Genomic DNA, 14386 nt, shown 5'->3' with positions numbered 1-14386 from the left:
GAGCGGGAGACCGGGAGTGCTTCATCAAATCATCGACCGCAGGCTGGCCGGCAAGAACAAGAGCATCGCCAACCGCGAACGCTTTCTGCGTCGCGTCAAGAACTACATTCGTCGTGCCGTGTCCGACGCGGTGCGCGACCGTAGCATCAAGGATATCCAGAGCACGCAAAGCATCACGATCCCCCGCAAGGACATCGCGGAGCCGAATTTCCGGCACGGGCCGGGCGGGCGTCGTGAATACGTGCACCCGGGCAACGAGGACTACGTGCGCGGCGACAAGATTCCGCGTCCGCAGGGCGGATCGGGCGGCGGCGGCAGTCAGGCGAGCAACGAGGGCGAAGGGCAGGACGACTTCGTGTTCGAGCTGTCCCGCGACGAATTCATGCAGTACTTCTTCGACGATCTCGAACTGCCGCGCCTCGTGAAGACGCACCTGCTCACGGTGCCGAGCTGGAAGAACGTGCGCGCGGGCTGGTCGGCGGAAGGCACGCCGAACAACATCGACGTCGTCCGTTCGCTGCGCAGCGCGCTCGGCCGGCGCATCGCGCTCGGCTCGCCGCTCGTCAACGAACTGCGCGAGCTCGAGGCCCGGCTCGAGGCAATGAAGAGCGATCCGGAAGACCGTCGCGCGGAAATCGCGACGCTCGAGGCCGAGATCCATCACCTGAAGGGGCGCATCTGGCGGATTCCGTTCATCGATCCGTTCGATTTGCGCTACATCAACCGCGTGAAGCAGCCGCAGCCGTCGAGCCAGGCCGTGATGTTCTGCCTGATGGACGTGTCGGGTTCGATGGACGAGCAGCGCAAGGATCTCGCGAAACGCTTCTTCATCCTCTTGTACCTGTTCCTCAAGCGCAACTACGAGCGCATCGAGGTCGTGTTCATCCGCCACCATACGCGCGCCGAGGAAGTCGACGAGGACACCTTCTTCCATTCGACCGAAAGCGGCGGCACGGTGGTATCGAGCGCGCTCGAGCTGATGCGCAAGGTGATGAACGAGCGCTACTCGCCGACCGAGTGGAACATCTACGGCGCGCAGGCGTCCGACGGCGACAACTGGACCGACGATTCGCCGAAGTGTCGCAAAATGCTGGAAGAGGATATCCTCACCAAGACGCGTTACTTCGCGTATATCCAGGTCGCACCGGAAGAGCAGAACCTGTGGCTGGAGTACGCGCAGCTCGCGTTGTCGCAACCGCATCTCGCGATGAAGAAAGTCGAATCGGCTGCCGACATTTACCCGGTGTTTCGCGAATTGTTCGAAAAGCAGGTGGAAATGTCATGACGACCCGCCATCTGCACAACGAGTCGCGCGGCTACGCGCCGCGCCCTTCCGGCGACGACACGGCCGGCCCTGCCGCATCGCAGCAAAGCGGTCGGGCCGAACCGCCGGCGCCGGCCGCCGACTTGCCCGGTGCCGGGCAAAAGGAAGCGCGTATGAACGTTGCCGAACGCAAGCCGCTGCCGTGCCCGTCCGACTGGACGTTCGAACTGCTCGAGGAATACGACACGCACATCTCGCAGGTCGCCGAGCAATACGAGCTCGACATCTATCCGATCCAGCTCGAACTAATCAGCGCCGAGCAGATGATGGATGCGTACGCGTCGGTCGGGATGCCGGTCAACTATCGCCACTGGTCGTTCGGCAAGCATTTCCTCGCGACCGAGAAGAGCTATCGCCGCGGTCAGATGGGCCTCGCGTACGAAATCGTCATCAACTCGAATCCGTGCATCGCGTATCTGATGGAAGAGAACACGATGACGATGCAGGCGCTCGTCATCGCGCACGCGGCGTACGGACACAACTCCTTCTTCAAGGGTAACTACCTGTTCCGGCTGTGGACCGACGCGCACGCGATCATCGACTATCTCGTGTATGCGAAGAACTACGTCGCCGAATGCGAGGAGCGCTACGGCCTCGATCGCGTCGAGGAACTGCTCGATTCGTGCCATGCGCTGATGAACTACGGCGTCGACCGCTACAAGCGGCCGCAGAAGCCGTCGCTGTCGAAGGAGGCCGCGCTGCGGCGCGAACGCGAGGCGTATCTGCAGTCGCAGGTGAATGAACTGTGGCGCACACTGCCGGGCAAGAAACCCGAGCTGATGGAGGAACAGGAAGGCCGCTATCCGCCGGAACCGCAGGAGAACCTGCTGTATTTCGCGGAGAAGAACGCGCCGCTGCTCGAGCCGTGGGAACGGGAAGTGATCCGCATCGTGCGCAAGATCGGCCAGTATTTCTATCCGCAGCGGCAGACGCAGGTGATGAACGAAGGCTGGGCGACGTTCTGGCACTACACGTTGCTGAATACGCTGTACAACCAGGGCAAGCTGGAAGACGGCTTCATGATGGAGTTCCTGCATTCGCACAGCAACGTGGTCTACCAGCCGCCCGTCACGAAGCCGTACTACAGCGGGATCAATCCGTATGCGCTCGGCTTCTCGATGATGAGCGACATCCGGCGGATCTGCGAAGCGCCGACGGAAGAGGACTACAAGTGGTTTCCCGAGATCGCGGGCACCCCGTGGCTGCCGGCGATGCACTACGCGATGCGCAACTTCAAGGACGAGAGCTTCATCGCGCAGTACCTGTCGCCGAACCTGATCCGCGAGATGCGGCTGTTCTCGGTGCTCGACGACGACATGCGCGATTCGCTCGAGGTGTCGGCGATTCACGACGAATCCGGCTACCAGTATGTCCGGCAGGCGCTGTCTCGGCAGTACGACATCCATCATCGCGAGCCGAACATCCAGGTGTGGGCGGTGAACACGCGCGGTGATCGCAGCCTCACGCTGCGCCACTTCATGACCGACAACCGCCATCTGTCGAACGACAGCGAGGAGGTGCTCAAACACATGGCGCGGCTCTGGCAGTTCGACGTGTTCCTCGAAAGCGTCGACGAGGCCGGTACCGTGCGCAAGCGCTACGAGTGCCGCTACGTGCCGCCGGCGGTGCGGGTTTGAGCATCGCCCGCAAATAGCTTGCATCGGACGCCAGCCTCGCGGCTGGCGTTTTCATATGACGAACGCGTGGCCGGAGAAAATTTTTCTACATCCGGACGAACCCGGAAAGCCTGTTACTTTACATTTCGCTAAAATCCCGTAGCGCCGTGCTCCGGAACCGGTGCCACGCGCGATCCCACGCGGCGGCCCCCCAGCCGTCTCGCCCAGAAAGCACTACAAGGAACAGACCAACCCATGGACGTCCAGACCGACCAAGCTGCGCTGTCCGCGCATGACACCCGGCGGCGCGTGTTCGCCATCGTCGGCGCCTCATCGGGCAACCTCGTCGAGTGGTTCGACTTCTACATCTACTCGTTCTGCGCGCTGTACTTCGCACCGGCGTTCTTCCCGAGCGGCAACACGACGACGCAGCTGCTGAACACGGCCGGTGTGTTCGCAGCCGGCTTCCTGATGCGTCCGATCGGCGGCTGGCTGTTCGGCCGCATCGCCGACCGTCACGGCCGCCGTGCGGCGATGATGATCTCGGTGCTGATGATGTGCGCCGGCTCGCTCGTGATCGCGGTGCTGCCGACCTATGCGCAGATCGGCGCGCTGGCGCCGGCGCTGCTGCTGGTCGCACGCCTGTTCCAGGGGTTGTCGGTGGGCGGCGAATACGGCACGAGCGCAACCTACATGAGCGAGGTCGCGCTGAAGGGGCGGCGCGGTTTCTTCGCGTCGTTCCAGTACGTGACGCTGATCGGCGGCCAGCTGTGTGCGCTGCTGGTGCTGGTGATCCTGCAGCAGGCGCTGTCGCACGACGAGCTGAAGGCGTGGGGCTGGCGCATTCCGTTCGTCTGCGGCGCGGCGGCCGCGCTGATCTCGCTGTACCTGCGCAAATCGCTCGACGAGACGTCGACGAGCGCATCGCGCGACAAGAAGGACGCCGGCACGATCCGCGGCGTGTGGCAGCACAAGGGCGCATTCTTCACGGTGGTCGGCTTCACGGCCGGCGGCTCGCTGATCTTCTACACGTTCACCACGTACATGCAGAAGTACCTGGTGAACACGGCGGGCATGAACGCGAAGACGGCCAGCAACGTGATGACCGTCGCGCTGCTCGTCTACATGCTGCTGCAGCCGGTGTTCGGCTCGCTGTCCGACAAGATCGGCCGCCGCACGTCGATGATCCTGTTCGGCACGTTCGCGGTGATCGGCACGGTGCCGCTGATGCATGCACTGAAGACCGTGACGAGCCCCGTGGCCGCGTTCGTGCTGATCACGATCGCGCTGGCGATCGTCAGCTTCTACACGTCGATCAGCGGCCTCATCAAGGCCGAGATGTTCCCGCCCGAAGTGCGCGCAATGGGCGTCGGCCTGTCGTATGCGGTTGCGAACGCGATCTTCGGCGGCTCGGCCGAGTACGTCGCGCTGTGGTTCAAGTCGATCGGCAGCGAGGAAACGTTCTACTGGTACGTGACCGTGCTGTGCGCGATCTCGCTGATCGTGTCGTGGCGGATGCGCGATCCGAGCAAGGAAGGGTATCTGCGTCACGAGCCGTGATCGCGGGTGCATTGCGCACCGGCATCATGAACGACGTCCCGCCTGCTGGCGGGACGTTTTTTTTCGTCCGCGATCACGCGGGCGGTGACGGCGCGCGGTCGGGTGCAGGTTCGGGCGCGCTCGACCGGCTGCCTTGTTCGACCAGCCATTCGAACATCCGCTCGACGATCGGCGAGCGCGACGGGCCTTCCATGCGCGACAGCCACCACGTGGTGCCGGGCAGCCGCGGGTAGTCGGCGAGCATGGTCAGCGTGCGCTCGTCGATGCCGGCTTGCACGACGAGCCGTGGCAGGCACGCGATGCCGCGCCCGCGCAGCACGGCGTCCAGCACGAGCCGCTGGTCGTCATAGATCGCGTTCATGCGGAAGTCCGACAGCCGTTCACGAAAGACCGTCGCCATGCGCTCGTCGGTCAGGCTCGCTTCAAGACAGATGAGCCCGGCATGCAGCGGGTGTTCGCCGCGCGGCACGCGTTCGAGCTGCTCCGCCAGCGGTGTCGCGCAAACCGTCACCCAGTCGTCGCGCATGAACGGGATGTCGAGCAGGCCCGGCTGCAACATCGGCCGGGTGCCGATCGTCATGTCGACGTCGATTTCATCGACATAGCGCGCCGTTTCGTCGGTCGAGAGCAACGGGCACAGGTCCGGCAGGAACGCTTGCAGTTGCTCCAGGCGCGGCTGCAGCCAGCCATGCAGCAACGGCGCGGGACACACGAGCACGACAAGCCCCGGATTCAGATAGGTCGCGATGCGATCGAGCCCGCCGTGCAGCGTCTCCATCGCGCGCTGCACGCTGCGCTGCAGGACTGCGCCGGCGATGGTCAGCTCGACGCCGCGACCGCACCGACGAAACAGCGGCTGGCCGAGCTGCGCTTCGAGCTGGTGGATCTGATGGCTGATCGCCGATTGCGACAGGTGCAGCTCGTCGGCCGCTCGCGAGAAATTGCCCAGCCGGGCGGCCGCTTCAAAACCGGTCAACAGCTTCAGGGACGGAACACGTCGCATCAAGGTATGAGCCAAATCAATCGATTTCGGCAATAAATATCAATATTCGTCAAGTCTAACCTGCCGCACAATCGGCCATCAATCACAACGGAGGCTGATCGATGGGTCGCTTTGATGCTCGCCAGCGCGGTTACCGGATGCCCGCCGAATGGGAATCCATGGACGCCACGTGGCTCGGCTGGCCGGTACTGGAGGGCCGCGAAGACCTGTGGGGCAACCATTACGCGCAGGTCTGCCGCGAATTCGCGCTGATCGCGCGGACGATCGCCCGCTATCAGCGCTGCGTCGTGGCCGTGCACCACAGTCAGGCGGAGCCCGCACGCGAACTGTTGGGCGCCCGTGTCGACGTTCTGCCGGTCGCAGCCGAGGACAACTGGCTGCGCGATTGCGGGCCGATCTTTCTCGTCAACGCGCAGCGCGGGCTCGGCGCGGCCGTGTTCCGGTTCAACTGCTGGGGCGAGAAGTACCAGCCGTACGACGGCTGCCAGCAGGCCGGGCAGGACATCGCGCGCGCGGCCGGTGCGGAGATCTTCAATTCGCACATGGTGCTGGAGGGCGGCTCGTTCTATGTCGACGGACAGGGCACGCTGGTCACCACCGAGAGCTGCCTGCTGCATCCCAATCGCAATCCGCACCTGAGCCGCGCGGAGATCGAGGCGGAGCTGCGGCGCATGCTGGGCGTCGAGAGGATCGTGTGGCTGCCGGGCAATCCCGATGAAGTGGAGACGAACGGGCACGTGGACGGCATCGCATCCTTCATCGCGCCCGGCCGGATGCTGTGCCAGACCGCGCTGCCGGAGCAGGGCGACTATTTCCACGTGATGCGCGAAAACCGTCGTGCACTGGAACTTGCAACCGATGCGGCAGGGCGTCGTTTCGAGTTGCTCGACCTGCCGTCGCCGATCGTCAGCGAACGCTTCGGCTCTGAGCGCTACTGCGATTGCTACGCGAACTACATCCTGGTGAACGGTGCGGTGATCGTGACCGCGTTCGGCGTCGAGCAGGATCAGGCTGCGCGCGACGTGTTCGCCCGGGCCTTCCCGCGGCGTAACGTGGAGATGCTGCCGATTCCGACGCTGTCGATCGGCGGCGGCAGCATCCATTGCTCGACGCAGCAGCAGCCGTCCGTCACCGCGGTCGCGCCGGTCGCGAACTGAGCGCGACCCCACGCGGTTTCCGATTCCATCCAGGAGCCATCGCAATGCCGTCCAAACACATCACCGTCGCCGCCGTCCAGATGGCGTCGGGCAGCTGGAATCTCGAAGACAACATGGCCACCGCGGAGCGTCTGATCCGCGCGGCCGCCGCGCAGGGTGCGAATCTCGTGCTGTGCCCGGAGCTGTTCGCGGTGCCGTACTTCTGCCTCGACCAGAACGCGCGTCATCTCGAGCTCGCGCAGCCGTTCGAGGGCAACGCGCAGATCGCCCGCTTCGCGGCACTGGCCGGCGAACTCGGCATCGTGCTGCCGATCGGCTTCTTCGAGCGCGCGGGCAACGCCGCGTACAACTCGATCGCCGTGGCGGATGCCGACGGGCACGTGCTCGGCGTCTACCGCAAGACGCATATCCCGGACGGGCCAGGCTATACGGAGAAGTTCTATTTCACGCCGGGCGACACCGGCTTCAAGGTGTGGGACACGCGGTTCGGCCGGATCGGCATCGGCATCTGCTGGGACCAGTGGTATCCGGAGACGGCGCGCTGTCTTGCACTGATGGGCGCCGAGATCCTGTGCTTTCCGACCATCATCGGTTCGGAGCCGTTCAGCAGCGCGTTCGATTCAGCCGGCCACTGGCAGCGCACGATGCAGGGCCACGCGGCGGCCAACATGGTGCCGGTGGTGGCGGCCAACCGGATCGGCCGAGAAACGGGTTTCGGTAACGGCAACCCGCAGCAGCAAGGGCTTACCGGCGTGTTCTACGGGTCGAGCTTCATCGCCGATCACACTGGCGAGAAGCAGGCCGAGGCGAACCGCACCGACGAAGCCGTGCTCGTGCATGCGTTCGACCTCGACGCGATCCGCGCCGAGCGGCAATCGTGGGGCTTTTTCCGCGATCGCCGCCCGGAGATGTATCGCACGTTGCTCACCAGCGACGGCGTGTCGTCCTGTTATCGATGAGGGAGCCGCGATGAAACGCAAAGGATGGCTGCGCGTCGCGGTGCCCGGCCTCGTGCTGTGCGTGCTGGCCGGCGCGGCCCGCGCCGACGAGGAGAAGGTGTTGAACCTGTACAACTGGAGCAATTACTTCGCGCCGGATACGGTGGCCGCGTTCGAGAAGGAAACCGGCATCAAGGTGCGCTACGACGCGTACGACAGCGACGAGACGCTGCAGTCGAAGCTGCTGACCGGCAACAGCGGCTACGACCTCGTGTGGCCGACCAACGACTTCATGGCCAAGCAGATCCAGGCCGGCGTCTATCGAAAGCTCGACAAGAGCCGGTTGCCGAACCTGAAGTATCTCGATCCGTCGCTGCTCACGCAGATGGCGCAATCCGATCCCGGCAACCAGTACGGCGTGCCGTACATGTGGGGCACCGTGGGCGTCGGCTACGACCGCGCCCGGGTGCGCGCGATTCTCGGCAAGGACATGCCGGCCGACAGCCTCGACCTGCTGTTCAACCCGGCGATCGCGGCGCGCGTCGCCGCGACGTGCGGACTGGGCCTGCAGGATTCCGCGAGCACGGTGCTGCCGCTGGCGCTGCGCTACATCGGCCGTGATCCGATGCATCCGTCCGCGCAGGATTACGCGGCCGCGCAGGCGATGCTGATGAGGGTCCGGCCGTTCATCCGCCAGTTCGTCGGTTCGTCTGACGCCAACGAGCTGATCGACGGCGAGCTGTGCGTGACGGTCGGCTTCTCCGGCGCGATCAACCTGGCCGCGCAGAAGGCGAAGGCACGCGATCCGAAGCGCGACATCGTGTACGACATCCCGCGCATCGGCAGCCTGATGTGGTTCGACGCGATGGTCATTCCGGCCTCCGCGAAGCACCCGGACAACGCGCATGCGTTCATCAACTACATCCTGCGGCCGGACGTGATCGCGAAGATCTCGAACTCGACGCGCTACGCAAATGCCAACCAGGGCGCGCTGAAGCTGATGGACCCGGCGCTGGTGCGTGACCCGGGCATCTATCCGGACGAGGCGACGCGGCGCACACTTTTCACGCCGATCGCCGAATCGCCGGCCGCGATGCGTCTTGAAGGACGGACCTGGCTGGGCTTCAAGACCGCGCGACCGTGACACGGCACACCATGAAGCACACCGAAGCAACCGGCAAGAGAAAAAGGAATGCCATGACGACACGACGTCAACTGTTGAAACGCGGTCTGTCCGTATCGGGCGCGGCGCTGGCCGCCAGCGCGCTGGGCGGGCTGCTCGGCCGCGCCGCGCACGCGCAGCAGCGCGCAACGTGGCTGATGCCGGACGAAGGTGCGCCGCACACGGCGACCTGGATGGCGTTCGGTCCGAGCGAGGACATCTGGGGCGCGCGCTTGCTGCCCGTGGTGCGCGAGAACCTCGCGGCGGTCGCGAAGGCGATCGCCGCGCACGAGCCGCTCAGGATGCTGGTGCGGGAGCAGGACTACGCGATCGCGTCGCGCCTTTGCGGCTCGGCGGTCGAGCTCGTTCAGCATCCGGTCGACGATCTGTGGATGCGCGATACGGGGCCCGTGTTCGTGAAGAATGCGTCAGGGGCGCTCGGCAGCGTGAGCTTCAACTTCAACGGCTGGGGCAACAAGCAGGAACACGACCAGGACGCGGAAGTCGCGCCGTTCGTCGCCGAGCGTGCCGGCGCGCGGCCGATCGACACGCGGCTGGTGCTGGAAGGCGGCGGGATCGAGGTCGACGGCGAGGGCACGGCGATCATCACGCGCAGCTGCGTGCTCAACCCGAACCGCAATCCGGGCGTCGGCCAGGCACAGTGCGAGGCGGAGTTGAGCCGCTTGCTCGGGCTGAAGAAGATCATCTGGTTGCCGGGCATCGCGGGCAAGGACATCACCGACGGGCATACCGACTTCTACGCGCGCTTCACGAGCCCGGGCGTCGTGGTGGCCGGGCTCGACCCGGATCCGTCTTCGTACGATCACGCAGTGACGCGGCAGCATCTCGAGATCCTGCGGAAATCCACCGACGCGAAGGGGCGCCCGTTGAAGGTCGTCGCGCTGCCGGGGCCGAAGAGCGTGCGTCCCAGGTACGAGAACGCCGAGTTCGCGGCCGGCTACATCAACTTCTACGTGTGCAATCGCGCGGTGATCGCGCCGCAATTCGGCGACAGCCGCGCCGACCGCAATACGCGCGACACGCTCGTCGACCTGTTTCCCGGTCGTGAAGTCATCCAGTTGAACATCGACGGCATTGCCGCGGGCGGCGGCGGCATCCACTGCACCACGCAACAGCAACCGGCCTGAGCGCGGCCGCGGGCCGGCTTTCGTGACCGGTCCGTACGCCGTCAGCATTCCCCAGTCTTTACGGACTACTGACAAAAAACGCGGAATCCGTCTCGCAGGACGGAGGCAGGCGCCTGCCCGCGCGCCGACCGCGCAATGGAGTTGAATACATGACGAACAAGAACCTCGACGCGCGCGCCGACAAGCGCGCGCCGCACCTGCAGGATACCGGCCGACGCGCATTCATCCGGGATTCGGCCGTCTGGCTCGGCATGCCGCTACTGGGCAGCCTGGCCGCGTGCGGCGGCGGAGACGGCGCGTCCGACGCGGCTGCCGCACCGCGCACGACGCCGTCGGCGCGGCAGGCCGTGTACCGGCTGCCGGCCGAAGACGCGCCGCACGCGTCGACCTACATGGCCTTCGCGGCCGGCGCGGACGGCATCTGGACACCCGTCACGCCACAAAGCACGGATGCCGGTATCGACCGTGTTCGGGCCGACCTGATGGACGTCGCGAAGGCGATCGGTGCAACCGAGCCGGTCGACATGCTGGTGCTGCCGGCCGATCTGGACGCGGCCCGCGGGCTGCTCGCGAGCGCGAGCGTCGCGAATTCCGACCTGCATGCGCGCTATGCGGCTCGCGCCGCAGGCACGGGCGGGATCAACCTCGTGCCGCTTGCCGACGGGTTCAACGATTTCTGGGTGCGCGATACGGGCTGCCTGTTTGTCAGGGACACGGCGAACGGCAATGCGCTGAATGCGGTCGGCTTCAATTTCAACGGCTGGGGCAACGCGAACACCGACGGCGTCGGCCTGAGCGCGGGGACCGCGGTCCCGCCGCAGCTCGTGGCGACGAGCAACCGGTCGAAGGCGGGCAGGTTCTTCCAGCCGTTCGGCCAGGACAGTTCGGTGGCGGGCTGGATGGCGCAGACGCGGGGCGCGAACCTGATCCGGAGCACGTTGACGCTCGAAGGCGGCGCGATCGAATTCGACGGCGACGCGACGGCGATCCTCACCGAGTCGGCCGTGCTGCACGTGAACCGCAATCCGCAACTGTTCGACATCCCGCATGGCGTTATCGCCGATGCGACGCTGCTGCCGACCGCCAGGGAGACTGTGCGTGCCGAACTGCAACGCACGCTCGGCGTGCGCAAGATCATCTGGCTGCCGGGTACGGCAACCTATCCGCGCGGCAGCGGAGTGGGTGGTGCCGGCGGCGCGGCGACCCCGGCCGCCGAGACCGACATCACGAACGGCCATGTCGATTTCTATGCACGGTTTCTCGCGCCGGGCGTCGTCGCGTACTGCTACGACGCGTCGAACTCGACCGGCGAACGCGCGTTGACAGAGGCCAACCGGCAACGCCTCGCCGCGCAGACCGACGCCAACGGCCGGCCGCTGCAACTCGTCGAGCTGGTGCCGCCGGTCAGCTTCGGCACGTCGGCCGGTACGCGCTTGAACGACCGGCAGATGACGAACTTCGCGGCCGGCTACGTCAATTTCTACACATGCAACGGCGCGATCATCGTGCCGAAGTTCAACGACGACGCAGCCGATGCGGCCGCCGTCGCCGCCCTCCGGCCGTATGCGGGAGGCCGGGAGATCGTCCAGGTCGACATCCTCGGCATCGCGTCGGGCGGCGGCGGCATCCATTGCTCGACCCGGGAAGTGCCGGCGTGAGCGTGTTCCGTCATATCGATATTGGAATCGATTCGTTGTCCGTGACGGGTGATTTCCGTAATCTGAACCCGTAGTTCGTGTGACACCTCCTTGACTGGGATTCGCGCCCGCTGCGTGCAGCGGGCGTCTTTTTTTGTGCGCTGCATGGCAGGTCGCGCCAAGGGGGCCTTGGTGCAGTCGGGGCGGTCGCCTATGCTGATTGCTGCGTGTCCGAGCCACGGTCCGGATCGGCCGGCCTGATGGCGGTTCGATGACACGCCACGTCAAGGAGACTCACGATGAGCAAACCCGCGATCGTGCTCGTGCACGGCTTCTGGGGCGGCGCCGCGCACTGGGCGAAAGTGATCGTCGAACTCGCGCGTGGCGGGCACGCGTCGCTGCACGCGGTCGAACTGCCGCTGACGTCGCTCGCCGACGACGCGGAGCGTACGCGCAAGATGGTCGCGCAGCAGGCGGGCCCCGTGCTGCTGGTCGGTCATTCGTACGGCGGCGCGGTGATCAGCGAGGCCGGCAACCTGCCCAACGTCGCGGGCCTCGTGTTCATTGCCGCGTTCGCGCCGGATGCCGGCGAGAGCCCGGGCGGGATCACCCAGGCGCACCTGCCGGCGGCCGCCGCGAATCTCGAACCGGACAGCGACGGCTATCTGTGGATCAAGGCCGACAAATTCCACGAGAGCTTCTGCCAGGACCTTTCGTCTGACGAAGCGCTGGTGATGGCCGTCACGCAGAAGGCGCCGGTGGCGAGCACCTTCGCGCAGACGATCAGCGCGCCCGCGTGGCGCTCGAAACCGTCGTGGTACCAGATTTCGAGCCAGGACCGGATGATCGCGCCGGAGAACCAGCAGCGGATGTCCGCGCGCATGAACGCGCGCAAGGTCATCACGCTCGACGCGAGCCATGCGTCGCTTGCGTCGAAGCCGGCGGAGGTCGCGGCGCTGATCGGCGAGGCCGCAACGGCACTGGCCGGGTGACGCGCGGGCAGTGCGTGGCGCAGCGCCGCGCGCCTCATCACGAAACCCGCAGAGCAAAGCACCATTTGTTGGTTCGGAATCGCCGCACGCGCTGATACGTTAGCGGCTTCGCGACGACACACGCGGTCGCGATGTTCCTCGAACCGGGCCGCCGCGCGATCCGCGGCGGCCTTCATAACAAATCAGGTCGTGCTCATGAAATTCCACACTCTCGCCACGTGGCTCGTCGGGGCCGCACTCGTCACGGCAGGCACCGTCGCGCACGCGGACCGGCTCGACGACATCAGGAAGGCCGGCGTGCTGCGCGTCGCGACGTTCGACAGCAACCCGCCGTTCGGCTATGTCGACGGCAAAAGCAATCACATCGTCGGCCTCGACGTCGACTATGCGAAGGCGCTGGCCGACAAGCTCGGCGTGAAGCTGCAACTGCAGCCAACCAACCCGGCGAACCGCATTCCGTTCCTGACGTCCGGCAAGGTCGACCTGGTGCTCGCGAACTTCACGATCACCGACGAGCGCGCGAAGCAGGTCGACTTCAGCATTCCGTACTTCTCGTCGGGCCAGCAGTTTCTCGCGAAGAAGGGCGTGCTGAAATCGGCCGACCAGCTGAACGGCCTGCGCGTCGGCGCGGACAAGGGCACGACGAACGAGATCACGCTGCGCGAGAAATACCCGAAGGCGACGATCGTCGCGTACGACGACACGCCGTTCGCGTTCGCCGCGCTGCGCGCCGGCAACGTGCAGGCGATCACGCAGGACGGGCCGAAACTGATCGGCCTGCTCGCGAACGTGCCCGACAAGCAGAACTACGAAATCCCCGCGTTCACGATCTCGAACGACTACATGGGCGTCGGCGTGCCGAAAGGCGAGACGCGCCTGCTCGGCTTCGTGAACGACACGCTGAAGGGGCTCGAGGCGAACGGTCGCGCGGTGCGGATCTACGACGCGTGGTTCGGGCCGACGACGAAGACGCCGCTCACGCGCATCTTCCGGATCGGCGACAAGACCTGAGCGGCACGCCACGTGCGCCGCGATCCGCCGCCGGCCACGCCGGCGCGCACGGATCGCGGCGCTGTCCGTTTCTTCCTTTTTTTCCGATGGCGCGCAGCGCGCCCGCACCACCGCATGCTCGGGTTGGCTCCCAAATATCTGTCCTGGCTCTGGCAGGGCTTCCTGCTGACGCTCGGCCTCGCGGCCGCGTCGGCTGTCACCGCGACTGTCGGCGGGCTGCTGCTCGCCGTCATCCGGCATGCGCGCGGCACGGCGCTGCGTACGCTGGCGGCCGGCTACGTCGTCGCGTTCCGCAATACGCCGCTGCTCGTGCAGTTGCTGTTCTGGTATTTCGGCGTCGCGTCGTTGCTGCCCGATACGTGGGTCGCCTGGCTGAACGCGCGCCATGAACTGAGCGCGGGCCCGCTCATGCTCGCGTGGCCGTCGTTCGAGTTCGTCGCGGGCTGGTTCGGGTTGAGCGCGTATACGGCCGCGTTCGTCGCCGAGGAATGCGAAGCGGGCCTGCGCGGCGTGCGGTGCGCCCAGCACGACGCGGCCGCGGCACTCGGCCTCACGCCGATGCAGGCGCTGCGCTACGTGGTGCTGCCGCAGGCCGTGCGCATCGCGCTGCCGCCGCTGTTCGGCCAATACATGAATCTCGTGAAGAACTCGTCGCTGGCGATGGCGATCGGCGTCGCCGAGCTGTCGTATGCGTCGCGGCAGGTCGAGACGGAGACCTTCAAGACCTTTGCCGCGTTCGGCGTCGCGACCGTGCTGTACGTCGCCGCGGTGGCCGCGATCGAGGCCGGTGCCTACGCGGCCACGCAATGGCGCGACCGGCTCGGGGCGGGGCGCTGAC

At 66.0% G+C, this 14386-nt stretch carries 12 protein-coding genes; 11 read left to right on the top strand and 1 reads right to left on the bottom strand.

All coding sequences use genetic code 11. The features are described from left to right. The first annotated feature begins 16 nt into the window (after positions 1-16). The 3 genes from GEM_RS08980 (at position 17) to GEM_RS08970 (ending at position 4500) form a co-directional block, all read left to right on the top strand. On the top strand, positions 17-1285 hold the full coding sequence (locus GEM_RS08980; RefSeq protein ID WP_014897100.1) for a YeaH/YhbH family protein: 1269 nt from the start codon (positions 17-19) through the stop codon (positions 1283-1285). Then, positions 1282-2961: a SpoVR family protein gene (locus GEM_RS08975; RefSeq protein WP_014897099.1), complete on the top strand. Its 1680-nt coding sequence runs from the start codon at positions 1282-1284 to the stop codon at positions 2959-2961. Before GEM_RS08980 ends, GEM_RS08975 begins: the two co-directional genes overlap by 4 nt. Positions 2962-3195: 234 nt before the next feature. After that, positions 3196-4500 carry an MFS family transporter gene (locus GEM_RS08970; RefSeq protein WP_014897098.1) on the top strand — a complete coding sequence of 435 codons (1305 nt, stop codon included), beginning with the start codon at positions 3196-3198 and terminating at the stop codon, positions 4498-4500. Between the two features lie 73 nt (positions 4501-4573). Here GEM_RS08970 and GEM_RS08965 read toward each other — a convergent pair whose 3' ends face one another. After that, entirely contained in the window at positions 4574-5503 is a 930-nt protein-coding gene (locus GEM_RS08965; RefSeq protein ID WP_014897097.1) for a LysR family transcriptional regulator, read from the bottom strand. Positions 5504-5604: 101 nt separating this feature from the next. Between GEM_RS08965 and GEM_RS08960 the strand changes: the two genes are divergently transcribed. The 8 genes from GEM_RS08960 (at position 5605) to GEM_RS08925 (ending at position 14385) form a co-directional block, all read left to right on the top strand. Next, the gene (locus tag GEM_RS08960; RefSeq protein WP_014897096.1) at positions 5605-6660 is read left to right on the top strand and encodes an agmatine deiminase family protein; all 1056 of its coding nucleotides are present in this window, start codon (positions 5605-5607) and stop codon (positions 6658-6660) included. Positions 6661-6704: 44 nt separating this feature from the next. Then, positions 6705-7619, top strand: coding sequence for an N-carbamoylputrescine amidase (aguB, locus tag GEM_RS08955; protein WP_014897095.1), 915 nt, complete (start codon positions 6705-6707; stop codon positions 7617-7619). Positions 7620-7629: 10 nt separating this feature from the next. Beyond that, complete coding sequence (locus GEM_RS08950) at positions 7630-8742, top strand: polyamine ABC transporter substrate-binding protein (protein ID WP_014897094.1); 1113 nt, start codon at positions 7630-7632, stop codon at positions 8740-8742. 53 nt (positions 8743-8795) lie between these two features. Continuing rightward, complete coding sequence (locus tag GEM_RS08945; protein ID WP_014897093.1) at positions 8796-9908, top strand: agmatine deiminase family protein; 1113 nt, start codon at positions 8796-8798, stop codon at positions 9906-9908. Between the two features lie 149 nt (positions 9909-10057). Continuing rightward, positions 10058-11566, top strand: a complete 1509-nt coding sequence (locus tag GEM_RS08940; RefSeq protein ID WP_014897092.1) for an agmatine deiminase family protein — start codon at positions 10058-10060, stop codon at positions 11564-11566. Positions 11567-11844: 278 nt separating this feature from the next. Next, a complete protein-coding gene (locus GEM_RS08935; protein ID WP_014897091.1) occupies positions 11845-12537 on the top strand; it encodes an alpha/beta hydrolase in 693 nt (230 codons plus the stop codon). A 195-nt stretch (positions 12538-12732) separates the two neighbouring features. Further along, positions 12733-13548: an ABC transporter substrate-binding protein gene (locus GEM_RS08930; RefSeq protein WP_014897090.1), complete on the top strand. Its 816-nt coding sequence runs from the start codon at positions 12733-12735 to the stop codon at positions 13546-13548. A 114-nt stretch (positions 13549-13662) separates the two neighbouring features. Further along, positions 13663-14385, top strand: coding sequence for an amino acid ABC transporter permease (locus GEM_RS08925; protein ID WP_014897089.1), 723 nt, complete (start codon positions 13663-13665; stop codon positions 14383-14385). The last annotated feature ends 1 nt before the right edge of the window (position 14386 follow it).

The organism is Burkholderia cepacia GG4 (assembly GCF_000292915.1).
In the GTDB taxonomy this organism is placed as follows: Bacteria; Pseudomonadota; Gammaproteobacteria; order Burkholderiales; family Burkholderiaceae; genus Burkholderia; species Burkholderia cepacia_D.
This window is presented reverse-complemented; position numbering and strand designations above follow the sequence as displayed.